This window comes from Flavobacterium sp. PMTSA4, from assembly GCF_032098525.1.
Taxonomy (GTDB): domain Bacteria; phylum Bacteroidota; class Bacteroidia; order Flavobacteriales; family Flavobacteriaceae; genus Flavobacterium; species Flavobacterium capsici.
In genome coordinates this window covers 816,775-840,455 of the sequence record NZ_CP134890.1, presented here as the reverse complement: position 1 = coordinate 840,455, position 23,681 = coordinate 816,775, and the positions used below count along the sequence as shown (strand labels likewise).

General features: G+C 35.8%; 21 protein-coding genes. 12 read left to right on the top strand and 9 right to left on the bottom strand.

The genetic code is table 11. The features are described from left to right. Positions 1-255 precede the first annotated feature (255 nt). Complete coding sequence (locus RN605_RS03870) at positions 256-1,596, top strand: M28 family metallopeptidase (RefSeq protein WP_313322382.1); 1,341 nt, start codon at positions 256-258, stop codon at positions 1,594-1,596. A 53-nt stretch (positions 1,597-1,649) separates the two neighbouring features. Here the strand turns inward: RN605_RS03870 and RN605_RS03865 are convergent, their stop codons facing one another. After that, a complete protein-coding gene (locus RN605_RS03865; RefSeq protein WP_313322381.1) occupies positions 1,650-3,563 on the bottom strand; it encodes an amino acid permease in 1,914 nt (637 codons plus the stop codon). Positions 3,564-3,780: 217 nt separating this feature from the next. On the opposite strand from RN605_RS03865, the gene RN605_RS03860 reads away from it, so the two are divergent. The 3 genes from RN605_RS03860 to RN605_RS03850 are packed head-to-tail and all read left to right on the top strand — an operon-like array spanning position 3,781 to position 5,036. Next, positions 3,781-4,416: a peroxiredoxin gene (locus RN605_RS03860; protein ID WP_313322379.1), complete on the top strand. Its 636-nt coding sequence runs from the start codon at positions 3,781-3,783 to the stop codon at positions 4,414-4,416. A gap of 7 nt (positions 4,417-4,423) precedes the next feature. After that, positions 4,424-4,732, top strand: coding sequence for a thioredoxin family protein (locus RN605_RS03855; RefSeq protein WP_313322377.1), 309 nt, complete (start codon positions 4,424-4,426; stop codon positions 4,730-4,732). Between the two features lie 46 nt (positions 4,733-4,778). Then, on the top strand, positions 4,779-5,036 hold the full coding sequence (locus RN605_RS03850; RefSeq protein ID WP_313322375.1) for a DUF6952 family protein: 258 nt from the start codon (positions 4,779-4,781) through the stop codon (positions 5,034-5,036). A gap of 29 nt (positions 5,037-5,065) precedes the next feature. Here the strand turns inward: RN605_RS03850 and RN605_RS03845 are convergent, their stop codons facing one another. Both RN605_RS03845 and RN605_RS03840 read right to left on the bottom strand, forming a co-directional pair. Beyond that, positions 5,066-5,443 (bottom strand): DoxX family membrane protein, encoded by a 378-nt coding sequence (locus RN605_RS03845; RefSeq protein WP_313322373.1) that lies wholly within the window; start codon positions 5,441-5,443, stop codon positions 5,066-5,068. 94 nt (positions 5,444-5,537) lie between these two features. Beyond that, complete coding sequence (locus RN605_RS03840) at positions 5,538-6,443, bottom strand: DUF4349 domain-containing protein (RefSeq protein ID WP_313322372.1); 906 nt, start codon at positions 6,441-6,443, stop codon at positions 5,538-5,540. A gap of 193 nt (positions 6,444-6,636) precedes the next feature. On the opposite strand from RN605_RS03840, the gene RN605_RS03835 reads away from it, so the two are divergent. The 5 genes from RN605_RS03835 to RN605_RS03815 all read left to right on the top strand — a co-directional run bounded on the left by RN605_RS03835 (position 6,637) and on the right by RN605_RS03815 (position 13,283). After that, positions 6,637-7,923: an anthranilate synthase component I family protein gene (locus RN605_RS03835; protein ID WP_313322370.1), complete on the top strand. Its 1,287-nt coding sequence runs from the start codon at positions 6,637-6,639 to the stop codon at positions 7,921-7,923. Between the two features lie 66 nt (positions 7,924-7,989). Continuing rightward, a complete protein-coding gene (locus tag RN605_RS03830; protein ID WP_313322368.1) occupies positions 7,990-8,340 on the top strand; it encodes a hypothetical protein in 351 nt (116 codons plus the stop codon). Positions 8,341-8,502: 162 nt separating this feature from the next. Next, positions 8,503-9,810, top strand: coding sequence for a tRNA lysidine(34) synthetase TilS (gene tilS / locus RN605_RS03825; RefSeq protein ID WP_313322367.1), 1,308 nt, complete (start codon positions 8,503-8,505; stop codon positions 9,808-9,810). Positions 9,811-9,813: 3 nt separating this feature from the next. Then, positions 9,814-11,829: a protein-disulfide reductase DsbD family protein gene (locus RN605_RS03820; RefSeq protein WP_313322365.1), complete on the top strand. Its 2,016-nt coding sequence runs from the start codon at positions 9,814-9,816 to the stop codon at positions 11,827-11,829. A gap of 536 nt (positions 11,830-12,365) precedes the next feature. Beyond that, positions 12,366-13,283: a carboxypeptidase-like regulatory domain-containing protein gene (locus tag RN605_RS03815; protein WP_313322363.1), complete on the top strand. Its 918-nt coding sequence runs from the start codon at positions 12,366-12,368 to the stop codon at positions 13,281-13,283. A gap of 105 nt (positions 13,284-13,388) precedes the next feature. Here the strand turns inward: RN605_RS03815 and RN605_RS03810 are convergent, their stop codons facing one another. From RN605_RS03810 to RN605_RS03800, 3 genes are all read right to left on the bottom strand, one after another. Next, a complete protein-coding gene (locus tag RN605_RS03810; RefSeq protein ID WP_313322361.1) occupies positions 13,389-13,754 on the bottom strand; it encodes a hypothetical protein in 366 nt (121 codons plus the stop codon). 202 nt (positions 13,755-13,956) lie between these two features. Further along, positions 13,957-14,769, bottom strand: coding sequence for an alpha/beta hydrolase (locus RN605_RS03805; RefSeq protein ID WP_313322359.1), 813 nt, complete (start codon positions 14,767-14,769; stop codon positions 13,957-13,959). Between the two features lie 120 nt (positions 14,770-14,889). Then, positions 14,890-15,807 (bottom strand): YfaP family protein, encoded by a 918-nt coding sequence (locus RN605_RS03800; RefSeq protein WP_313322357.1) that lies wholly within the window; start codon positions 15,805-15,807, stop codon positions 14,890-14,892. A gap of 558 nt (positions 15,808-16,365) precedes the next feature. Between RN605_RS03800 and RN605_RS03795 the strand changes: the two genes are divergently transcribed. Beyond that, positions 16,366-18,132, top strand: a complete 1,767-nt coding sequence (locus RN605_RS03795; protein WP_313322356.1) for an Ig-like domain-containing protein — start codon at positions 16,366-16,368, stop codon at positions 18,130-18,132. A 47-nt stretch (positions 18,133-18,179) separates the two neighbouring features. On the opposite strand, the gene RN605_RS03790 is transcribed toward RN605_RS03795, so the two are convergent. The 3 genes from RN605_RS03790 to RN605_RS03780 all read right to left on the bottom strand — a co-directional run bounded on the left by RN605_RS03790 (position 18,180) and on the right by RN605_RS03780 (position 20,483). After that, positions 18,180-19,439, bottom strand: coding sequence for an NAD(P)/FAD-dependent oxidoreductase (locus tag RN605_RS03790; protein ID WP_313322354.1), 1,260 nt, complete (start codon positions 19,437-19,439; stop codon positions 18,180-18,182). A 221-nt stretch (positions 19,440-19,660) separates the two neighbouring features. Continuing rightward, positions 19,661-19,852, bottom strand: coding sequence for a cold-shock protein (locus tag RN605_RS03785; protein WP_313322352.1), 192 nt, complete (start codon positions 19,850-19,852; stop codon positions 19,661-19,663). A gap of 106 nt (positions 19,853-19,958) precedes the next feature. After that, complete coding sequence (locus RN605_RS03780; RefSeq protein WP_313322350.1) at positions 19,959-20,483, bottom strand: DUF7935 family protein; 525 nt, start codon at positions 20,481-20,483, stop codon at positions 19,959-19,961. A 109-nt stretch (positions 20,484-20,592) separates the two neighbouring features. Between RN605_RS03780 and RN605_RS03775 the strand changes: the two genes are divergently transcribed. Together RN605_RS03775 and RN605_RS03770 are read left to right on the top strand one after the other, a co-directional pair. After that, complete coding sequence (locus RN605_RS03775; protein ID WP_313325784.1) at positions 20,593-22,926, top strand: ATP-dependent helicase; 2,334 nt, start codon at positions 20,593-20,595, stop codon at positions 22,924-22,926. A 41-nt stretch (positions 22,927-22,967) separates the two neighbouring features. Further along, positions 22,968-23,588 (top strand): L-threonylcarbamoyladenylate synthase, encoded by a 621-nt coding sequence (locus RN605_RS03770; RefSeq protein ID WP_313322349.1) that lies wholly within the window; start codon positions 22,968-22,970, stop codon positions 23,586-23,588. Positions 23,589-23,681: the final 93 nt, after the last annotated feature.

The window sequence follows — 23,681 nt, the reverse complement described above, 5'->3', positions numbered from 1 at the left end:
CAACAAATAATTTTAAAAAAAAGTAGAAAACAACCTCTTTTATCCCGAAGTTTCGGGATTATTAAAGATGGTTGTTTTTTTGTGTTGTTTTGATAAACCTGACAGGTTTTTAAAACCTGTCGGGTTTGGTTTTTATTAGTGTTATGGGATGCTTCGTGCCTCAGCATGACAAGGTTGGTGATTGTTTTGTGTTTGTATTACACTATCAATAAAAGTTATTTCTTAAATTTGAAAAAACACACTTAAAAACACACCATGAAACTAAAATTAGCCCTATTTTTTCTACTACCATTTTCAACTCTAGTAGCACAAACGGATACCCGTATCTATGATATTATCAATGCCGTTTCGGCGCAACGCATAGAAAAAGACATCAGAACACTGGCCGATTTTGGTACCCGAAATACGTTTAGCGATACGCTTTCCAACACCAGAGGAATAGGAGCAGCACGCCGATTTATTAAAAGTGAGTTTGATAAAATTAGCAAAGACTGCAAGAACTGTTTGGAGGTATTTTATCAAAAGGATTTGGTAACTCCCAAAGATGGGAATCGCATTCCAAAAGAAGCCTATGTGGTCAATGTAGTTGCTATACAAAAAGGTACAAAATACCCTAACCGATACATCATCATGAGTGGCGATATAGACAGCCGCAACTCGGATACAATGGATTACACTACCGATGCGCCTGGTGCTAATGACAACGCTTCGGGTATGGCAGGAACGATGGAAGCCGCCAGAGTGCTGAGCAAGTACCAATTTGAAAACAGTATCATCTATTTAGGATTATCAGGAGAAGAGCAAGGCTTGTTTGGCGGAAAAGGATTTGCAGAATACGCCAAAGCCAAAGGAATGGAGATTATAGCCGTGTTAAACAACGACATGATAGGCAATATTGAAGGTGTAGATGGTGTGATTGACAACCGCACGTTCCGAATATTTTCAGAACCAACACCAGTTACCGAAACTGATAAAGAGCGAAATGCACGCCGTTTTTATGGTGGAGAAGTAGATGGAATTTCACGTCAACTGGCGCGTTATATTCATAAAACCACGCAAACTTACATGCCCGAAATGAACCCAATGATGGTCTATCGTTTAGACCGTTTTGGTCGTGGTGGTCATCATCGTCCGTTTAATGATTTGGGTTATGCGGGTGTTCGCATTATGGAAGCGCATGAAAACTACAACCGTCAGCATCAAAATACCAGAGTAGAAAACGGCATCAAATACGGTGACGTTATCGAAGGGGTAAATTTTGAATATGCCAAAAAGCTTACAGCGGTTAATGCTATCAATTTGGCTAGTTTAGGATGGTCGCCACCAAGTCCAAAAAAAGTAGCAATTGGTGGCGTAGTAGCACCAAGTACAGTTTTAAAATGGGATACCATTGACGATAAACAAATAGCAGGATACAAAATCTATTGGCGATTAACTACTTCTCCTCAATGGGAAAACAGTCGTTTTGTAGGTGATGTTTCCACTTTTACACTGGATGGTATTGTGATAGATAACTACTATTTTGGAGTAGCAACAGTTTATAAAAATGGTTTTGAAAGCATGGTGGTATTTCCATCATCAGTGCTCAGAGAATAGCGTTTACCTAAATAAAGACATAAAAAAATCCCGAACATTCGGGATTTTTTGTTTTATACATTCAGTTTACTGTTCTTATAACTAAAGCCAAAGTAAATCAGCAATCCAATTAAAAGCCAACAAGTAAAGTATATCCAATTCCAAACACTTAGCTCTGCCATCATATACAAACAGCTAACAAGCCCTAATAATGGTATTAACGACAGGTTGTCTTTCCACGACCAATACACAAAATAGAGTAGAGAAATCAAGAATATCCACATTGGAATTTTGTGTTTGAACAAAGCAAAACCACTTTCATATTTTATGCTTTCATCTACTGGTAATTGGTCAACTACGTTTTTATACATATCGGCATCGTTATGAAAGAAATCAAGAACTTCTTCTAAATCGCTGCTTTTGTAATCGTTAACATTGTTTTGCAGATAATCGTGAACGGTAGCGGTTTGTTCTTTGGTTAGTGCGGTAACTATCGTTGTTGGGTCGTTTATTTGTTTTTCGTTAGTAATAAACGCCATGGTTTGCTCATTTTTGCTGGTAAAAGCAAAGGCTAATCCCAAAATAATTAACAAAGGAAAAATATATTTAGCATTGAAATAAGGCGTTTTAAACTTACCACGAGGTATATCTTTCTTATTTTGAAGCACCAAAACTCCAGCACAAACCAGTACGAAAGCAAACAAGGTACCGATACTACAAAGGTCGGTAACCATAGTTAAATTCATAAACAAAGCAGGAACAGCTACCACAAATCCTGTTACAATAGTGGCATAAGAAGGCGTTTTGTATTTTGGATGTACTTTGGAAAATTTCTTTGGTAACAAACCATCACGGCTCATACTCATCCAGATACGTGGTTGTCCCATTTGGAAAACCAAAAGCACACTTGCCATAGCTACCACAGCACTCACGGCTATGATTCCCGACATCCATTTTAAATCCAGTTTATCAAATACAAACGCAAGCGGATCACCTACGTTCAAATCCGAATAATTCACCATTCCAGTTAATACTAAGGCAATAGCAATGTATAAAATGGTACAGATAATAATTGCCCACATCATACCTTTTGGTAAATCGCGTTGTGGGTTTTTGCATTCTTCTGCAGTGGTAGAAATAGCATCAAAACCAATATAAGCAAAGAACACAGCCGAAACTCCTTTTAAAACACCTGTAACGCCATTAGGTGCAAACGGATGCCAGTTAGCAGTATCAACATAGAAAATACCCACAGCAATTACTAAAAGAATGATACAAAGCTTTACGACAACCATTAAATTGCTTGCATTTCTTGATTCTTTCATTCCTCTATATACCAACCAAGTGATAAGAATAATAATCAGTAGCGCTGGAAAATCAGCCACAAAATGAAAGGAACCAATAGTAGGAGCAGTGGTCCAAGCAGTGTAAGCTGCCTGAAGTTGTTCAGGTAAATTTTCAAAAGATTTTCCTCCTTGCATAAAAGCAGTTGCATCGCTAAAACCATTAGAAGCGGTCAAGTAATCCATTTGTGCCCATTGTGGCATGTATATTCCGCCGCTTTCGAGCAAGCCAGTAAAATAATCGCTCCAGGAAATGGCCACAGTAATATTCCCGATAGCGTATTCCATGATTAAAGCCCAACCTATTATCCAAGCAATCAATTCGCCAAAGGCAACATACGAATAGGTGTAAGCACTACCAGAAACAGGTACCATTGAAGCAAACTCAGCATAGGCAAAGGCTGCAAATCCACAGGCAACTGCTGTGAAAAGAAACAAGAAAATAACTGCTGGTCCACCATCGGCACTTGCTTTACCTATCGTACTGAAGATACCAGCACCAATGATAGCAGCAATTCCAAATGCGGCTAAGTCTTTTGCAGTTAAATGTTTTCCTAATGCGGTGTGACCATCAGATTCGTTTTTGGCCACTTGATTTAATATGTCTTGTACAGATTTTTTTCGGAAAAGATTAGAAAATCCCATTGATAGTTTTGGTTTTGGTTTAAAAAACAAATATAACCAAATCTTATTATTTCAAGTAGTTGTCAAGTATTTTGTTCTTACTGAAAATTCAGTACCATTTAAAAAATAGCCGTTTGTTATAAAACAATAAATAAATATGATTGTTGTCATTTTTATAAGCTTTTTTTAGCAGTACTTTTGCACCTGAAAAAAAATAACATTTTAAACCATTCACATTATGTCATTAGTTGGAAAAAAATTCCCAAACATTACAGTAGATGCAATCTCTTTTATGGGAGATAATTTAAGAATCAACGTGCTTGAAGAAGCTACAAAAAACAACAAAAAAGTAATTTTATTTTGGTATCCAAAAGACTTTACTTTCGTTTGTCCAACAGAATTACATGCTTTTCAAACAGCTTTACAAGATTTCGAAAACAGAAATACAATGGTAATTGGTGCTTCATGTGATACTAACGAAGTACATTTTGCTTGGTTAAATACACCAAAAAATCAAGGTGGAATCGAAGGAGTAACTTATCCAATCCTTGCTGATACTACTAGAAATTTATCAGCCGCTTTAGATATCCTTGATGCAGAATGGGTTTATGACCAAGAATTAAACGACGAAATCCTTGAAGGTTCTAACGTTACTTTCCGTGCAACGTATTTGATTGACGAAACTGGAAAAATATTCCACGAAAGCGTAAACGACATGCCATTAGGTAGAAACGTTAACGAATATTTACGTTTAATCGATGCTTACACTCACGTTCAAACTAAAGGTGAAGTATGTCCTGCAAACTGGGAAGAAGGAAAAGAAGCAATGAATGCAGACAGAAACAGTACTGCTGCTTATTTAAGCCAAAACTAATTAAACCATGTTTACAGAAATCGAACAAGATAACTTAGCCGATGTTGTTGCTAACAACGATACTGTTGTAGTGCAATATTCAGCAAGTTGGTGTGGAAACTGTCGTATTATGAAACCTAAATTCAAAATGTTGGCTTCTCAAAACGATAATGTTCCGTTTGTTATGGTTGATGCTGAGCAGTTTCCTGAATCAAGAAAATTAGCAAAAGTGGATAATTTGCCAACCTTTGCTACTTTCAAAAAAGGTGTTTTAGTAAACCAGACACAAACTAATAAATTGGAAGTTTTAACCGAATTAGTTAATGAAGTAGTTTAAGGTTAACTCTTAAACTTATAACCTTTTAAACTCATAAACTCATTTTATGAAATTACCAGTTATAAAACAACTAACTCAATTTATTGAGGAAAACGACCAAGATTACGTTGTAGAAGCCATTGAAGTGTTAGAAAACCTCACTGAAATTCCTTCACTGAAAGACGAAGAACTCGATGTGATTGCCGAATTGATTTCTAACATGTACGGTGCTTTAGAAGTGCATAAAATGGTTAAACAAGGCAAAGACAAAAAAGAAGCCTTGAACGATTTTATGAAACGAGTACTTGGTTCAATAGATAAATAAAAAATGTCCCGAAATTCGGGACATTTTTTTTATTGTGCTTTAAATAGTGGTTTGTAGTTTTCCCAATGTCCATATATCAAAAACAAATTGCCCAAGAAAATTGCAATAGCAAATAGTAATGTTTCTGGTGTCAAGAAATAATTGATTAACAAAATGTTTATGGTAACAGGAAAAATAACAACATTAGCTAACGTAGTGTATCTTCCCATCAGGAACGATAATCCACATAATAATTCAATCGCTTTTTCTAACGGAATAATATAAGATGATACAGCTAATCCAGCGTGAAAGGCTTTAAAACTATCGGTTGAAGCTGTTTGAGGATCTAGTTTCAAAAAGAAACTCATGGAAGTGTAAATAAAAGTAAGACCTAACAATACTCTAACAATAATGGTTGCGATTTTCATGGTTTTGTGGTTTTATTGATTGACTATCAAATTTAATAAAAAAAACGCCAATACGGTAAGATATTGGCGTTTAATTTATTGAGAAACAGCTTATTTATTGCTTTTTTAAATAAACTTTGTAAACAATAAATCCTAAAACTCCCAGTAATACTATCGACCACAACTGCGCAATAAAAGCCAGTATGCCTTCAAGTATATACCAACCTGTTTTTAAACTTTCCAACAACTGCAAACCAATATTTGGTCTATAGGCATCTGCGTTTTTGTCATTAGCAAACAGTTCGTGCTTGGTGGTTTCTCTTTGATACAAGTAAAGTGTAACGGTGCTAAAATTAACTTGGTCTTCCAAACTCAAAGTGTTTAAAAGTTGACTATCGCTATCAGTTTCTTTATCCAAAACCTTATCTTCTGCATCAACTATCTGATTCAGTTTTTTTCCTTTGCTGTCAATGCCTTTTTCCAATCGAGCTTGACTTTTCTGCAAGCGTTTTTGTGCCAGTTTATTCGAAAGCATTTGTATCGAAACATCGTCAGCTTTAATCAATCGGTTATCCAGAAAATCAATTTCTTTCACCATCGATTTCAAAACCGTATCCATAGCAGTATTTGGAACTCTGAAAGTTATCGAGTTATCAACCGTATATTTCGTGGTTTCCAAAATACTATCCTGACTAATCTTAGTTTCGGTCTTTTGATTAATATTACTTTTCAGGTCGGTAAAAGTTACAAAACCACCATGCTTGGCAATAATGCTTTCAATGACATAGGTTGATTGTGCTACGTTTTTTACTTTAAATTTAATATCGGCAGTTCTAACAAATTTCCGATTAGAATCTTTCGGTTCAACCGCAGCGTTCGACGAAACCATGTCGGCTGTTGTTTTGTTTTCTGATGCAATTTCTGTTACGTCTGCTGATGCTTCCGTGTTGTCAGCTTGTTTACACGCAAAGGCAATTCCAAGTAGGAGTAATGCCAAACCCAATTTTGAGTACTGTTTCATTTTACTTTTTTTAATGATTAATAGAATTTTTCTTTTTTGTTTAATTTTAAAAGCGCTTAAAAAAAGTAATGTTCTATCAATAAGTAAAATGAGTTTTGGTTCGTTAAAATGACTTGCACTAAAAAGTGTGCCAAACTTAATTTTTGCTTAAGACTATTTTTTTATCGTAATTTTGGAGGCAAAAGAAATCACTTTGAGAACGCATTTTTCTAAAACCATTTTCGAACCAATTCAGTTTAAAAACCAGCTATTACTTTGGTCGCAACAGTTTAGAGAAGTAGTCTTTTTAGACAGTAACAACTACCATCAAAAATATGCCTACTACGATTGCATTCTTGCTGTCGATGCCTTTACATCTATTAAAACCGATGAGCAAAACGCTTTCGAAGATTTAAAACAATACCAACAGCAAACTAAAGATTGGTTATTTGGTTATTTGTCCTATGATTTAAAAAACGATACAGAAGAATTACAATCCAACAATCACGACGGTTTGCATTTTCCCGATTTGTTTTTCTTTCAGCCTAAAAAGTTGTTTCTGTTAAAAGGCAACGAACTCGAAGTACACTATTTGCGACTTTGTGATGATGAGTTTGAAACCGATTTTGAGGAAATAATTCAATGTGCTGCGTTTGAAGTGCAAACCTCAAAAGTGGAAATCAAGCAACGCATTTCAAAAGAAAGTTATATTGCCAAAGTGACTTCGATGTTAGAACACATTCATCGTGGCGATATTTACGAAGCCAATTTTTGCATGGAATTCTATGCCGAAAACACAACCATTCATCCGCTGACGATTTATAACAAACTCAATTACATTTCTAATCCGCCTTTTGCAACTTTCTTCAAGAACAACCATAACTACTTGCTTTCAGCATCACCTGAACGTTTTTTAAAGAAAGAAGGTCTAAAAGTAATATCACAACCCATCAAAGGAACATCCAAGCGTTATGAAGATGAGATTTTGGACAACCAATCCAAACTCGATTTACAAAACAGCCCAAAAGAACGTTCCGAAAACATCATGATTGTCGATTTAGTGCGCAACGATTTATCTCATACAGCTACAAAAAGTTCAGTTGAGGTGGAAGAACTATGCCAAATCTATTCCTTCAAGCAAGTACATCAAATGATTTCAACAATAGTTTCTCAGGTCGACGCCAGTACTTCGCCAGTAGAAATCATCAAAACCGCGTTCCCAATGGGCAGCATGACGGGTGCGCCAAAAATTTCCGCCATGAACATCATCGAAGAACTCGAGGAAACCAAACGCGGATTATACAGCGGCAGCGTGGGCTATTTCACTCCCAATAATGATTTCGATTTCAATGTTGTCATCCGTAGTATTTTATACAACTCCAAGGAACAATACGTTTCCTTTTCCGTTGGCAGCGCCATCACATCACTTTCTGAACCTGAAAAAGAATACGAAGAATGTTTGCTGAAAGCCAATGCGATGTTTGAGGTTTTGAGTGAATAAATTGTTTATTTTTGGGAAACAAGAATTATCATTTATTCTGATATCATAATTACTTCAAAAAATAAAATGAAAAACTTAGTTTTAATTTGTTTATTAATATGTTATAATTTTTGTCAAGCGCAGAGTCGAACTGTGAAATTTAAAATCGTTGAAAGAAATGAAATTTCAATGCCTGGAGTGAATATATTACTCAAAAATTCTAATCCATTTATTGAAACTCAAACAGATATTAATGGAAATGCTGAATTGATTTTGCCAAAGAATTCAGTTTCTATTTCTTTATCATTTTTAGCGCCTAGTAGACCAGAATTTGTAATAAAAAATGGTATAGATTCTGTTAAAGTTGATTTAGTTAAAAAGAAAGTATTTCTTTATTCAGATAAGAAGTTTATTAAACGAATTAATTTAAAATACTAAATTATATATTTTAATAAATAGTTATCACTTGTCATTCCGACAAAGGAGGAATCGCATCAAACTTTGTAAGTCCAAAACATTATCAAACCTGACAGGTTTCAAAAACCTGTCAGGTTTATTTTTATCCTTCAAAAAAATAAAATAAAATAACTATTTTTGAACATGCTCGAAAAGTTCAAAAACCACATCATCCAAAACCTTCCTTTTCTAACCGAAAGCAAACTCCTTTTGGCGGTAAGCGGAGGAATAGACAGCATGGTTTTACTGCATTTATGCAAAGCCTCCAATTTTGATATTGCCGTGGCACATTGCAACTTTCAGCTGCGTGGTGAGGAAAGCAATGAAGATGAAGAGTTTGTAACTACTCAATGTAAAGAATTAAATGTTCCGTTGTTTCTAACGCACTTTGATACTGAAACTTATGCTAAGGAACAAAAACAATCAATCCAAGTAGTTGCCCGAAGCCTACGCTACGATTTTTTCCATTCCATCCTAATCAATAACGATTACGATTACATACTGACGGCGCATCATTTGAACGATAGTTTAGAAACCTTTTTAATCAATTTCACACGAGGAACTGGTTTAGAAGGCCTAACCGGAATTCCGCAACAAAACGATAAAATCGTCCGCACCTTACTGCCATTTTCCAAAATGGACATCGAAGAATATGCCATAAAAAACGGCATCACGTGGCGCGAAGACAGCAGCAATCAAACCGAGAAATACCAGCGCAACAAGTACCGTCATTCGGTAGTACCAATACTGCAAGAGCAGAACATCAACCTCTTGCAATCCTTCCAAAACACTTTAGAATATCTCAAACAAGCCCAATCTATGGTCGAAGACGCCAGTCAATTGGTCTATGATAAGGTCGTTTCCGAGGAAGATACCATCAAAATTAGTCTAACCAAACTACTTTCATTCCCCAATTACAAGGCATATCTCCACCATTGGTTGGCTGCTTTTGGCTTCACCGCTTGGGACGATATTTATAATTTGGTTAATGCTCAATCGGGTAAGCAAGTTTTGTCTGAAAATTATATTTTGCTAAAAGACCGAAGTTATTTGATACTTTTCCCGAAGCAAAACGAAGACCAATCGGTGCATTATCTGATTAAAAAAGACCAAAAAGAAGTTAAATTTCCCTTAAAATTGTCGCTTTGTAACACAGATGACATTTCAAATGCTGAACCTACTGCTATCTTTGTGGACGAAGAAAAAGTAACATTCCCATTAGTCATCAGAAAATGGAAAGAAGGCGATGTTATTTTTCCTCTCGGGATGAAGGGTTCCAAGAAATTGAGCAAATATTTCAAAGACGAAAAGTATTCTCTTTTTGATAAAGCCAACACTTGGTTGCTTTGTTCCAACAATCAAATTGTTTGGATTATCGGCAAGCGACAAGACGAACGATTTAAAGTAACAAACGAAACAACACAAATTTTAAAAATAAACTACACCAATTAAGTAATGAAGAAAATACTTTTACTACTACTTGCTTTCTTGAGCATCACAACTGCAACCGCTCAAATGGTAAAACCAGTAAAATGGAACTCCAAAGTAGAAAAAATCAGTGAAACCGAAGTCAATCTAATCATGGAAGCCACCATCGAAAAAGACTGGCACGTCTATTCTCAGTTCACACCAGATGGCGGACCACTACCAGCCGAGTTCGATTTCAAAGATGCCAAAGGCAATTATGAGTTGATTGGTAAAGTAAAAGAAAGCCCATATAAAAAACAATATAACGACATCTTTGAGGTGGATGAATATTATTTTGCCAACAAAGCAACCTTCACCCAAAAGGTAAAAATCACCAACCCAAAGCTAACAACCATTAAAGCTACGATTGATTTTCAAGTATGTAAAGAAGTGTGTATCAATGATAATAACGCCTTTACATTTACTTTGCCAAAGCTCAATCCAGCCGCAAAAGAAGAAACCGTTGCAACTCCAACTGAAACAGTTGTAGAAGACACAGCCAAAGCAACAGAAGTAACCGTTGACACCACCACTGTAGCCAAAGCAACCCCAGCAACAACCCCAACAGAAACACCAAAACCTGAAGAGAAAAAAGGACTTTGGACAATCTTTTTCTTGGCGTTTTTAGGTGGTTTTGCTGCCTTGCTAACACCTTGTGTATTCCCAATGATACCAATGACAGTAAGTTTCTTTACCAAGCAAAGTAAAAATCCTGCTCAAGGCAAGCGAAACGCCATTTTATACGGAGTTTCCATCATTGCAATCTATTTAATTTTAGGTTCATTAGTAACTGGTATTTTCGGTGCTGAAGCATTAAACGAACTCTCAACCGATGTTTGGTTCAACATTATTTTCTTCTTGCTTTTAGTAGTGTTTGCTGCTTCATTTTTGGGTGCATTCGAAATTATGTTGCCTAATTCGTGGGCTAATAAAGTCGACCGTCAAGCCGATAAAGGCGGAATAGTAGGCATCTTTTTCATGGCATTAGCATTGGCCATCGTGTCATTCTCTTGTACAGGTCCAATCGTAGGAACGCTTTTAGTAGAATCCGCTTCCAAAGGTGGCATTGCACCAACAATTGGTATGCTTGGTTTTTCATCAGCATTAGCATTACCATTCATGTTGTTCGCCATGTTCCCAAGCTGGTTAAGTTCACTACCAAAATCAGGCGGATGGTTAAACACAGTAAAAGTATCGTTAGGTTTCTTAGAGTTAGCGCTAGCATTCAAATTCCTTTCACAAGCCGATTTAGTATTACAACTTCATTTGCTAGAGCGCGAAGTATTCTTAGCCATTTGGATAGCAATATTCGGAACATGGGCATTATATTTATTTGGAAAAATCACTACGCCTCATGACAGCCCGATGACACACATATCAGTTGGTCGTTTATCCTTCGGAGTACTTGTTTTAGCCTTTACCATCTACATGATTCCTGGACTATTTGGCGCACCGTTAAAGTTAATTTCAGCTTTTCCACCACCACAAACGTATAGTGAAAGCCCACGAGGTTTCTTCGGAGGTTCATCTGCCAATACAGAAGTCGAATTGCCAGAAGGAGCAGAGCTTGGCGAACACGATATCATTACCTTCCACGATTACGCCGATGGTTTTGCCTACGCAAAGAAAGTAAACAAACCAATCATGCTCGACTTCACTGGCTATGCCTGTGTAAATTGTCGAAAAATGGAAATCAATGTATGGTCAGATGAAAAAGTATTACAGGTATTAAAGAACGATGTCGTTCTAATCTCGTTATATGTTGACGACAAGCGTTTATTACCAGCCGACGAGCAATACGTTTCAAAAGAAACCGGCAAAGAAGTAAAAACCATTGGAAACAAATGGACCGATTTCATCATCACACGCTATAAAACCAACACACAACCCTATTACGTGCTAACCGATTTAAACGAAAAGAGTTTAAACACACCAATAAGCTACACACCAAACATCGACGAATACCTCGCTTGGTTAAAAGACGGAATAGGAAAGTTTAAATAAACAATAGATACAAAACGCTGCTTCGGCAGCGTTTTTTTATTCCCCAAGCATAACCTTCCAAAACCCATAATTCTCTTTCCAGAACCTGTCAAATACCATTTCCATTCCGCCAGAAACCTTTTCTACACAGTAAGATTCCGTTTCTAGACTGCATGATTCTATTTCCATCATGTAAGACAGTGTTTCCACTTTGCAAGATGGTGTTTCCACTCTGCAAGACAGTGTTTCCATCATGTAACACTGTGTTTCCAACCTGCAAGAACGTGTTTCTATCATATTCATCCCATTTCTTCCAAAATCGACCTCAATTTCTTTTCATTTCATCTCAAAAAACCATAAAACGATTCAATTTCAATACCCATTCATTTAAATAATTTAGTAAGATAATTACAATATATTTTATATAAATTATGTATTTTATCGATAAAATATGTAAATAATCGATGTTTTTTTAATTTCGTACAAAAATATTTTCTACGTTTGTAGTGCAAGTAGGATTCGAATACAAGTTTAAGTTGAATTAAAACAAAAGCATCATGACCGGCAGACAAATCGATAAACTAACAATGCTACTAGTAGTAAGTTCGGTACTAAAAAGTACCAACGCTACTATCATTGTCCAAATGCCTCACATGGCTAGTTTAATTGAGGAGTTAGACCAACACATTGATGCTATTAATGAAAACTACCGAACGCAAACGAGCAATACCAAAGGAATCCGCATGCAAAAACTAACGCTTCGTGGTGAGTTAACCGCTTTAATCCTAGAAGTTGCCGCAAGAATGGAAGCTTATACTATTTCGATTAACAACAAAGTATTGCAAAAAGAAATCGAGCAAAGAGAATACAAAATAAAAAAAATGCGTGAACACACCGTTACCGATTTAGGCAACTATATTCACGAACGTGCCACAGCATTACAGGCAGAATTAGCGCCATTTGGCGTAATACCAACCTTGCTAACCGACTTGCAGGAAGCCACTATAGAATATGGTATTATGGTGCCAAAAACACGTGGCGCTATTGTAAACAAAGCCATCAGCACGATGACCATCAAGCAACTTTTAGAAAACATTGACCTGTTGATGAAACGCATTGATGGCTTGGTAATCATGCTGCGCTTCTCAGAAAAGGAGTTCTATACACAGTATTTCAACAGCAGAAAAATAATAACACGAGGCGTGCGCAAAAACGCGCTCCACGGACAAATAAAAGACGAGCAAGGCGAAACCTTAAGCGCCGTAACAGTAACTATTGTGGCAAACACCGCTATAGAAACCCAAAGCGGCGAAAAAGGAAACTACCTGTTCCGTAGGTTACCCGAAGGCGTTTGGCCAGTAACTTTCAGTAAACTTGGCTATGTAAGCGAAACCATTTACCTCGCCATAGTGCCCAATTCGCCTCACGAACTCAGCCTTCAACTAAAAAAGCAAGACCTCAAAATGCAGGCATAAAAAATTTAAAAAGAATGGAGATAGTTAAATAAATAATTTGTTTTGGTTTTAATTGGTTTGTTAAAAACCCAACGGAATGTGCGTTCACCGTTGGGTTTTTTTATATCACATGATTAATTTAGGCTCCCAAAATTTCCCTGATTTATCCAAGTAAACTCTATAATTATTTGCTTTTAAAATTATTAAAATCTCTTTAGCAATTAACCTTGTTTTATTCCATTCTTCCGAATCAAGGTTGTCATCCAAATTTGCTTTTTCGTCTATATAAGCTTGAAACTCTTCTAGTTTTTCTTTCTGTTTTTGATTAATTAAATTTTGCTCAAAAAAACCACTTAATTTTTTATTTGAAATACCAAAATTTATAAGCATTTCAGTTCCAACGTTCCCGTATCCAATTAAATTCAGTTGTTCCTCTTTTTCAGAAGATATAATTATTAAATTTTTTATTAAATCATCTAACTTTAAATCCATTTTTTAACTTTTAGAATGAAGTTTTACTAATCTGGTTTTATATCTTTTAGATTTTTAACCTAATCCAAAAATAAACAAAAAAGCAAAGAACAGCTTTGCTAACCTTTTACGCAGAATAGACTAAAAAAACTACGAAAAAAAGGAACAAACCTAAAACTTGAAACTTGACACGAGCGCAGCGACTGGCGAAGCAAACCTGAAACTATTCCCCCAAAGTCCAAACAATCGCCTTCACTTTCGCAGCTCTAAAAATAGTGCTGTGTTTTTCTTTAGGTTCAAAGCTATAGTGCCATTTTGGAGTATTGCTTTTTTGAGCAGTTAATATTTTTTCCAGTTGGTCAGTATACTTATAAATATCCTTCGCATCCGAACCAGCAAACCACACGCTCTTTTTACTTGTTTCAGGGTTAGTCAAAAGCGCTTTCGCATGCCTAATCAAGTAATGATTATTCCACCAAAACGAAGGATCAAAAGCAATATAATTATCAAACAACTCAGGCTTTAGCAAAAAAGTCTCCATCACAAACAACCCCGACAACGATTCACCAATAATACTTTTCTCCTTAGTAGTTCGGTAGCGTTTATTAACCTCCGCAAACAACTCTTCGCTTATAAAAGCTCTGAACTTCTCCGAGCCACCAACAACAGGCGCTATTTCTTTGTCTTTTTCTACCTCAGTAAAACCAGTCAAATCGCGTCTTCGTTGCGTATTTTCAATCCCAACAAGAATCATCGGTTTAATTTTTTTCTGCCCAATAAGTTCCGCCAAAGTATTCGCAATATGTGGAAAATCTTCTTTGATACCACCATCCGCCATATACATCACCGGCAAAGAATCAGAACTGATTTTATACACTTCAGGCACCCAAACATTAATTACCCGTTGCTCTCCAACCTGTTTCGAATCGATAGTAAAAGTATCATGAGCAGGAATTGGGTCATTCTCCTGCGCCATGCAAGAATAGGAGGAAAGTAATGATAGGAAAGATAAAAAGGGGTATATAATTTTTTTCATGTATCAAGTGTTTAAAGACAAAAATAAATAAAAACTATTCCACTTATAATTTTAAAGCAACCAAAAAAATAGCATCCTTGATAAAGGATGCCATTTGTACTGTGTTAATTTATAAAGAGTTTATTTCGTAAAAGTAGTCACTAAGTTTGTTTGATCATAATTACTTAAAGTTCCTTGATAAACAGATACACTACTTCCATTTTTAACCACAACATTATAGTTAGTTACCTGTGGTGCACCAGAAAAATAATCAACTTCTACTTTATAAGTACCTGATGGTGCAGAATTTTTATAAAAAATGTTCTCAGGACCATACTCTACGGTGTTATCAAAGTCTAATTCACCTCCAGTGCTTGAAGTACTATTAGCATAATAAATTTTATTTCCATTAGGTTCTGTTAACCATAAATCTACATCAGATTGTGTATCCCAAGTCAATGAAACTTGCACATCTCCTGTTCCAACATCCAATGCTTTAAATTTTATAGTACGTGGTGTACTCCAGCATTGAGGTTGTGATAAGAATGATAAATCCTGAAAACTCTGAACAGGTGGAGAATAAACATATACCTGAGCATTATTTTCATATGAATTTGGGTTAACACCTTGAGCATTTAGTCTGATATCATTACCTGTACAACTTAAGATACGTTGATTAACATTTGAATTTCTACTATTTACTATATCACCATTTTCATTAAGTTCAATCTCATAATATTTGTCAGAACCTTCTAATTTAATAAAAATCATTTTAGGAAGTCTTCCACTTGATGAGTTAGTACTAATAGGAATGGTAAACAAACTATTTGAAGTAACAATAACCGTATTGGGTATACTGGTTATATTATCTGCCAATGAACCCGATGGAACAGGAATATCACCATTTTTAAGGACTGCTCCAGGAATTGTCATGTGTCTCATTAAAGATGCTGTATCTTCAACATAATCTACACTGCCACCACTATCGTCACTACTACAACCGAGAATTCCGATAATAAGCGAACAAACTAAAACTGCTGCTGTAAATATTTTTTTCATTTTAATTAAAATAGGTTCGATGGTTAGGCTTTTTTGATTATTTCTAAAGTTGAACCCTTTAGACTTAAGAAATAATTTTTTTATTTAGTTGATATTAAAAAAAAAGAATCATCAATCTAACACTTTTAAAATCTACTACTATTTGATTTTTTAAACCAAATAGTTTCATTTTAATAGGCAAACCGTTAATTCCTTTCTTGAAAATCAATTTTGTTTTTAAATTGATTTTATTCAACTTCATTAAGTTGGTTTTCAGTTTTCTATATTATATTATTTTGTTTCTTAAATTTAAAATAAATGAATTTATGTTTGAGATAATAATTGTTAAAATGCAAATAAAAACGATTAAGTGTTTTTTTAGGATAAGTAAAATGATGAACAAAGAAAATAAATCTCACTTATCGTTCTGAAGACGAAAGAGTCTTATAACAATTTAAAAATTTATATTCAAAACACTTTTAACTTATAACCTCCTAAACTAAAAATAGATTTCCATTTCTCACGCAACTAATTCACAAATAATGTATCTTTAAATTATCAACACAAACCAAACCAATTATGAAAAGAATCTCTTTCCTCCTGAAAGTAGCCTTCATCAGCCTTGCTTTCGCGTCGTGTAACCCTAATGATGACAACCCATCATCCAGCCAAAACGACGATACCTTCGCAGAGAACTTTGGCGCAGCAGTCAACCGAGATTTCATTGGTCAAGTCGTTGACAAGGACAATCATCCCATTCAAGGCGTAACGGTTTCTATCGGAACATCAACCGCACAAACCGACATCAACGGAGTTTTCATCATCAACAATGCTAACGTCAATCAAAAGTTTGCCTACATACAGGCAAAGAAAACCGGCTACATTGATGGCTCAAGAGCTATGGTGCCAACCACAGGAAAAAACAACGTCAAAATCATGTTGTTACCAAATACACCTGTAGCAACAATTCAATCCGGACAATCCAGTGAAGTAGCATTGCCATCAGGAACCAAAGTAACCTTTGACGGTGCATTTCAAGACGAAAACGGCAATGATTATTCAGGAGCTGTAAATGTGGCAATGTTCCACTTAACAACATCCGATGAAAACATCGATAAGCTAATGCCAGGAATGCTCTATGCACAACGAAGCAATAACGAAGAAGCCGTGTTGGCAACCTTCGGAATGCTCAACGTAGAACTAAAAGGTGCAGCAGGACAAAAACTAAACATCAAATCAGGTCACACCGCCGAGATAAGCATGCTCATTGATGACACCCAACTAAGCACAGCACCAAGCACCATTCCTCTTTGGCACTTTGACGAAACCAAAGGCTACTGGAAAGAAGACGGCATAGCCACCAAAGTAAGCAATAAATACGTTGGTGAAGTATCCCATTTCTCTTGGTGGAATTGTGATACTTTCTCTTCAACAGTTTCTCTAACCGTTACAGTGGTTGATGCTAACGGAAACCCAGTATCCAATGCAGGAGTACAATTGGTAGTAAACAGCACAGGATTTACTTCATACATACAAAGCACTAACGCCAGTGGTCAAGTTTCAGGATTAGTTCCTGCCAATCAGGCTTTAACCATGAATTTATATCCTACTTCTAACTGTGGAATTAGTAACACAAGCACTATCGGACCATTTAGTTCCGATACGAACTTACCGGCTGTAACTATTGATGCTTCATCCGCCATTTCAACTCAGGTTACAGGAACATTATTGAAATGTAATGGAAATAATGTAACCAACGGTTACGTACTTTTAAAAAGAAACAATAATTTTTCACTTTCGACTGTAAGTAATGGTGACTTTTCTTTTAATCAATTATATTGTAATGATAACACTGAGTTTACTCTAAAAGGTGTCGATTATGAAAGTCTTCAAACCACCGACTCAATAACCTATAATTTCACACCAATAACAACTGCTATTGGTAATATACACGCTTGTAATGCTGTTTCTGAATTCGTTTCGTATCAAATAGACAATCAGCCAACAGTAATTTTATTTGAAACAATTCAGGCAGGCTATCAATCAGGACCTAATATTGGTTTTTATATTTCTGCATATAATCAAGATTCTACTACAGGAAATGGGCTTAGTATAGGAAGTGATACCAATATTCTCGGAACTTATGGTCCTACTAGTTCTTTTTATATAGAAGCTTCTCAAATTGGATACATAAGTGCAACTACAACAAATACCATGCAGTACAATCTCAATCAATTTGGAGCCGTCGGCGAATATATCGATATGACCTTTAGCGGTACCTATAACGATTTTAATGGAATTACGCATACCTTAACAGGTGTTGCGCATGTTCTCAAGGATTTTTAAGTAATTCAAAACAAAAAAGCCTTCTCAACGAGAAGGCTTTTTACATACTATTTTTTCGGTTTATTTGGCGTTAATATTAACCGCAGCGAAGTATCTTTAGTGACATAAGCCCATGCCCAGTTTATAAAAATAATCAATTTGTTTTTTACACTCAATATCAGCATTAGGTGTAAAAACATCCAAACAAGCCAGGCAAAATACCCTTTAAAATGAAACTTTGGTAAATCAACCACAGCCTTGTTTCTACCCACGGTTGCCATAGAACCTCGGTCTATATATTCAAACACTACAGTTGGTTTGTTCTCGGTTATTAATTTTAAATTCTTTACCAGTGTCTTAGCCTGATTGATGGCAACATTGGCTACCTGTGGATGTCCTTTTGGATAGTTAGGAGTTTCCATCAAAGCAATATCCCCAACGGCATAAATGTTTTCAGTTCCTAGTACTTTGTTGGTTCGGTCTACTTTCAGGCGGTTACCCGAAGCCATTTCTTCTTTTGCAAATCCTTCAATCTTATTCCCAGTAACACCAGCAGCCCAAATAACTGTTTTGGTTTTTATTTGTTCCCCAGTATTGAGTGTTACAGTCGTCCCGTCATAGTCATTAACAAAGGTTTCGGTATAGAGTGTAACGCCCATTTGTTCCAAATACCGTTTCGATTCTTTTTTGGAATCCTCACTCATGTTATTCAGGGTGTTTTTACTGCCTTCTATCAAATAAATTCTAAATTTTGAAAAATCGATGCCTCTGTAATCTTTGGGTAAAATATGATTTTTAATCTCAGCAAAAGCGCCCGACAACTCAACACCAGTTGGTCCAGCACCAACAATAACCAAATTCAAAAGAGTTTCTTTTTCCTCTTCATCAGCCGAAATTATTTTTTCAAACGTCTGTAAAATATGATTCCGAATCGTTATAGCATCATAAGTAGATTTAAGTGTTAATGCATTTTTTTCAATATTTTCATTGCCAAAAAAGTTTGTAGTACAACCAATAGCCAACACCAAATAATCATAGTTAAACTCACCTATGGTAGTCATGATTTTGTTATTCGCTCGGTCAACACTCAGTACTTCAGCAAGACGAATATGAACGTTTTTATTTCTTTTGAATATATTTCTGAGTGGAAACGATATGCTCGAAGGTTCAATCTGCGAAGTAGCTACCTGATAAAATAAAGGTTGAAATTGATGATGATTTATTTTGTCAATTAAAAGTATATCAAACAGCCTTTCATCTAAATTTTGAACCAGTTTAATTCCTGCAAATCCGCCACCAACAACTATTACCTTCTTTTTCTTTTTCATTTCTTAAGTTTAAAAATAACCTCATTCTATTGAATAAGAGAATTAAATTCTATTCTCTACTAAGATAAAAAAAACGAAGCAAAGTACATAATTAGGCCTTCTTTATTATTAATAAAAGTTCGCTTTTTTTCTATCAATTAAGCCATTTTAAATAATTATAGATACTAAAAAAGCCTTCTCAACGAGAAGGCTTTCTTTGGTATTAATATAAGATAAGTAGTTTATACCACCGTTACATTTACCGCAACGATACCTTTTCTACCTTCTTCAAGATCATAGGTTACGTTATCATTTTCACGAACTTGACCGTTAAGGCTAGTAGCGTGAACAAATACATCACTACTTCCATCTGCTGGAGTAATGAAGCCGAAGCCTTTTGCTTCGTTAAAAAATTTGATTTTTCCTTCGTTCATTATAATTATAATTAAAGTGCGAATATAACTTTAATTAATTGATATACAACAGAATATTTGTTTTGTTTTAAAAAAACAACATATTTTAACGCTTTTTAGTACTTTTTTACCCTAAAACCTGAGCTACTTCAGTTTTCAAATAAGCCAATGCAACAGTACTAGCTGATTCACCTTCAAGCAGATTGCTTAGTATCTTTTCGCGCAATTTATCTGCATTTTCAATGCTACTGTCAAGGGTAGTTTTTCTAATATTTTGAATAATCGCATTCTTCGCATTCAAAATCATTACCCAGGCATCATCCGTAATATAGATTTGTTGCGTAAGGTTGTGCTCATATTCCTGTTCAATATGACGAATCAATAAGTTTTGATATTCTTCTTTGTTGTCGCTCAAAGGTGCTACTCTAATCAACAACTTAGAAGGATTAATACGTTCCAAAAACAAAGCCAAGCGCTCATAAGCCTGTAATTTTAAAGGCATACTGTGTTTTTGTTTTTCTCTCAACAGCAACCATTTTCTAGTATTTTGTTGGTCTTTAAAATGACTTTGAAACATATAAAACGCTACAGCACCAACAATTAAAGAAGGTACAGCATACATCATTAGTTCTAATAATTTGTCGATATTCATTTTGTTAGAGTTTTTAATTAAATTGTTCACAAATATAATAGAAATACTAGAAAAAAATATTGCTATTGACTCTCAGTAGCATTAAATTTGAACTTTCGCAATTGCTATGATTACTAAATATATATCTCAACTCAACGAAGCGCAACAAGAACCTGTTTTCCAGAAGGATGGTCCAATGATTATCATTGCTGGTGCTGGTTCGGGTAAAACACGTGTGCTTACCGTTCGTATTTCGTATCTGATGAGTTTGGGTGTAGATGCGTTCAATATCTTGGCGCTTACCTTTACCAACAAAGCAGCGCGAGAGATGAAAAAACGTATCTCGGATATCGTTGGTAGCAATGAAGCCAAAAACCTTTGGATGGGAACATTCCACTCAGTTTTTGCAAAGATTTTGCGTATTGAAGCAGAGAAATTGGGCTATCCGTCTAATTTCACCATTTATGATTCTCAGGATTCTGTTCGTTTGATTTCTGCCATTATCAAGGAAATGCAATTAGACAAAGACATCTATAAACCAAAGCAGGTTTTTAGCCGAATTTCATCCTATAAAAACTCATTAATAACCGTAAAAGCCTATTTCAACAATCCCGAATTAATGGAAGCTGATGCCATGAGCAAAAAGCCGCGATTGGGAGAAATCTATGCCAATTATGTAGAACGTTGTTTCAAATCAGGCGCAATGGACTTTGATGATTTATTATTGAAAACAAACGAGCTTTTAAATCGTTTTCCAGATGTATTGGCAAAATACCAAGACCGTTTCCGCTACATTTTGGTTGATGAGTATCAGGATACCAATCATTCCCAATACTTGATTGTGCGTGCCTTGAGCGATAAGTTTCAAAACATTTGCGTAGTAGGCGATGATGCACAAAGTATCTATGCGTTTCGTGGTGCCAACATCAATAACATTTTGAACTTCCAAAAGGATTATGATAACGTGCAAACCTATCGCTTGGAACAAAACTATCGTTCTACCAAGAACATAGTAGAAGCCGCCAATTCCATCATCGATAAAAATAAAACCAAACTCGAAAAAGTAGTTTGGACAGCCAACGATTACGGACCAAAAGTAAAAGTACACCGCAGCATTACCGATGGAGAAGAAGGCCGATTTGTAGCCAGCGAAATCTTTGAAGTCAAAATGAATCAGCAAATGCACAACGGGCAGTTTGCAGTGTTATACAGAACCAATGCACAATCCCGTGCCATAGAAGATGCGTTGCGCAAAAAAGATATTCCTTATCGAATTTATGGTGGTTTGTCGTTCTATCAACGCAAGGAAATTAAAGATGTATTGTGTTATTTGCGTTTGGTAATTAACCCAAAAGACGAAGAAGCTTTAGTTCGTGTAATCAATTATCCAGCTCGTGGAATAGGTGATACAACAGTCGAAAAACTAACCATAGCAGCCAATCATTACAAGCGTTCCATTTTTGAAGTAATGGAAAACATCGATAAGATTGATTTAAAACTCAATTCAGGAACCAAAACTAAGTTAGAGGATTTTGTAAACATGATTAAGAGTTTCCAAATCATCAACGAAAGCCAGGATGCCTTTTACCTTGCCGAACATGTAACCAAGAAAACAGGTTTGGTTCAGGAATTGAAAAAAGACGGAACTCCCGAAGGTATCGCTAGACTTGAAAACATTGAAGAATTACTCAACGGTATCAAAGACTTCACCGAAGGACAAAAAGAAGTTGATGGTGCTCGTGGCGCATTATCCGAATTCCTCGAAGATGTAGCTCTTGCAACCGATTTAGATAAAGATACAGGCGATGACGATAGAGTTGCGCTGATGACTATTCACTTGGCAAAAGGTTTAGAGTTTCCTTATGTATTTATCGTAGGTTTAGAAGAAGATTTATTTCCATCGGCCATGAGTTTAAACACGCGCAGCGAACTCGAAGAAGAACGCCGTTTGTTTTATGTTGCTCTAACAAGAGCCGAACATCAAGCGTATTTAACCTATGCACAATCGCGCTACCGTTGGGGAAAACTTACTGATGCTGAACCTTCGCGTTTTATCGAAGAAATTAAAGACGAGTATTTAGAATATATGAATCCAGCCGAAAACACAGGTTATCGTTATAAACCAACCATCGACTTGGATATTTTTGGTGATATCGATAAGTCAAAATTGCGAACTACTAAGCCAGTTTCGGGTACACCACCAAAAAGATATGGAGAAGAACCTGTTTCTTCGTTAAATATTCGTAAATTAAAACCTGTAAATTCAAGCACTTCAAATAGTAACACTAATTTGTTTGACAGCAAACTAACCGTTGGAAATATCGTAATGCACGAACGCTTCGGAAAAGGAGAAATCCTGAACCTCGAAGGCGTTGGAGCTGACAAAAAAGCCGAAATAAAATTTGACGTTGGCGGAATAAAAAAGTTATTATTAAAGTTTGCAAAACTTGAAGTTATAGGATAATATTATTTTAACTTGAAACTTGAAACCTGAAACAAAAATAAATGGCAGAGTTTATCAAAATATACGAAGACAAACCCAGCGAAGCCGCTATTCAAAAGGTAGTAGATGTGTTGCGCAATGGTGGTTTGGTGATTTATCCAACCGATACGGTTTACGGATTGGGTTGTGATATAACCAATTCTCGTGCATTAGAAAAGATTGCCAAAATCAAAGGAATTAAATTGGACAAAGCCAATTTCTCATTTGTGTGTAGTGATTTAAGTAACCTTTCCGATTATGTTCGTCAGATAGATACACCAACGTTTAAGATTTTAAAACGTGCATTGCCTGGACCATATACTTTCATTCTTCCAGGAAATAACGATTTGCCAAAAGAATTCAGAAAGAAAAAAACAGTCGGTATCCGTGTTCCCGATAATAACATTGCGCTTGAAATTGTTAGAAAACTCGGCAATCCAATCGTTTCAACATCCATTCACGATGACGACGAAGTATTAGAATATTCCACCGATCCCGAATTGATTTTCGAAAAATGGCAAAACCTGGTCGATATGGTTATTGATGGTGGTTATGGTGATAACACTCCTTCAACAATCATCGATTTATCGGGCTATGAACCTGAAGTTGTTCGCGAAGGAAAAGGAGATATTGATATTTTTTAAAAGAAAATAGAGTAAAAAAGAAAAAAAAACGCCCTAAATGACTTAGGGCGTTTTTTATTTTGAATATGAGTCTTTGCTCTTGTTTCTATATTC

Excerpts from the sequence above, each read along its gene's own strand:
- RN605_RS03865 (WP_313322381.1), bottom strand. The coding sequence starts at position 3,563 with ATGGGATTTTCTAATCTTTTCCGAAAAAAATCTGTACAAGACATATTA.
- RN605_RS03850 (WP_313322375.1), top strand. The coding sequence starts at position 4,779 with ATGAAATTACCAGTTATAAAACAACTAACTCAATTTATTGAGGAAAAC.
- RN605_RS03780 (WP_313322350.1), bottom strand. The coding sequence starts at position 20,483 with ATGAATATCGACAAATTATTAGAACTAATGATGTATGCTGTACCTTCT.
- RN605_RS03815 (WP_313322363.1), top strand. The coding sequence starts at position 12,366 with ATGACCGGCAGACAAATCGATAAACTAACAATGCTACTAGTAGTAAGT.
- RN605_RS03790 (WP_313322354.1), bottom strand. The coding sequence starts at position 19,439 with ATGAAAAAGAAAAAGAAGGTAATAGTTGTTGGTGGCGGATTTGCAGGA.
- RN605_RS03860 (WP_313322379.1), top strand. The coding sequence starts at position 3,781 with ATGTCATTAGTTGGAAAAAAATTCCCAAACATTACAGTAGATGCAATC.
- RN605_RS03830 (WP_313322368.1), top strand. The coding sequence starts at position 7,990 with ATGAAAAACTTAGTTTTAATTTGTTTATTAATATGTTATAATTTTTGT.
- RN605_RS03840 (WP_313322372.1), bottom strand. The coding sequence starts at position 6,443 with ATGAAACAGTACTCAAAATTGGGTTTGGCATTACTCCTACTTGGAATT.
- RN605_RS03795 (WP_313322356.1), top strand. The coding sequence starts at position 16,366 with ATGAAAAGAATCTCTTTCCTCCTGAAAGTAGCCTTCATCAGCCTTGCT.
- RN605_RS03845 (WP_313322373.1), bottom strand. The coding sequence starts at position 5,443 with ATGAAAATCGCAACCATTATTGTTAGAGTATTGTTAGGTCTTACTTTT.
- tilS (WP_313322367.1), top strand. The coding sequence starts at position 8,503 with ATGCTCGAAAAGTTCAAAAACCACATCATCCAAAACCTTCCTTTTCTA.
- RN605_RS03870 (WP_313322382.1), top strand. The coding sequence starts at position 256 with ATGAAACTAAAATTAGCCCTATTTTTTCTACTACCATTTTCAACTCTA.
- RN605_RS03855 (WP_313322377.1), top strand. The coding sequence starts at position 4,424 with ATGTTTACAGAAATCGAACAAGATAACTTAGCCGATGTTGTTGCTAAC.
- RN605_RS03785 (WP_313322352.1), bottom strand. The coding sequence starts at position 19,852 with ATGAACGAAGGAAAAATCAAATTTTTTAACGAAGCAAAAGGCTTCGGC.
- RN605_RS03810 (WP_313322361.1), bottom strand. The coding sequence starts at position 13,754 with ATGGATTTAAAGTTAGATGATTTAATAAAAAATTTAATAATTATATCT.
- RN605_RS03770 (WP_313322349.1), top strand. The coding sequence starts at position 22,968 with ATGGCAGAGTTTATCAAAATATACGAAGACAAACCCAGCGAAGCCGCT.
- RN605_RS03800 (WP_313322357.1), bottom strand. The coding sequence starts at position 15,807 with ATGAAAAAAATATTTACAGCAGCAGTTTTAGTTTGTTCGCTTATTATC.
- RN605_RS03805 (WP_313322359.1), bottom strand. The coding sequence starts at position 14,769 with ATGAAAAAAATTATATACCCCTTTTTATCTTTCCTATCATTACTTTCC.
- RN605_RS03820 (WP_313322365.1), top strand. The coding sequence starts at position 9,814 with ATGAAGAAAATACTTTTACTACTACTTGCTTTCTTGAGCATCACAACT.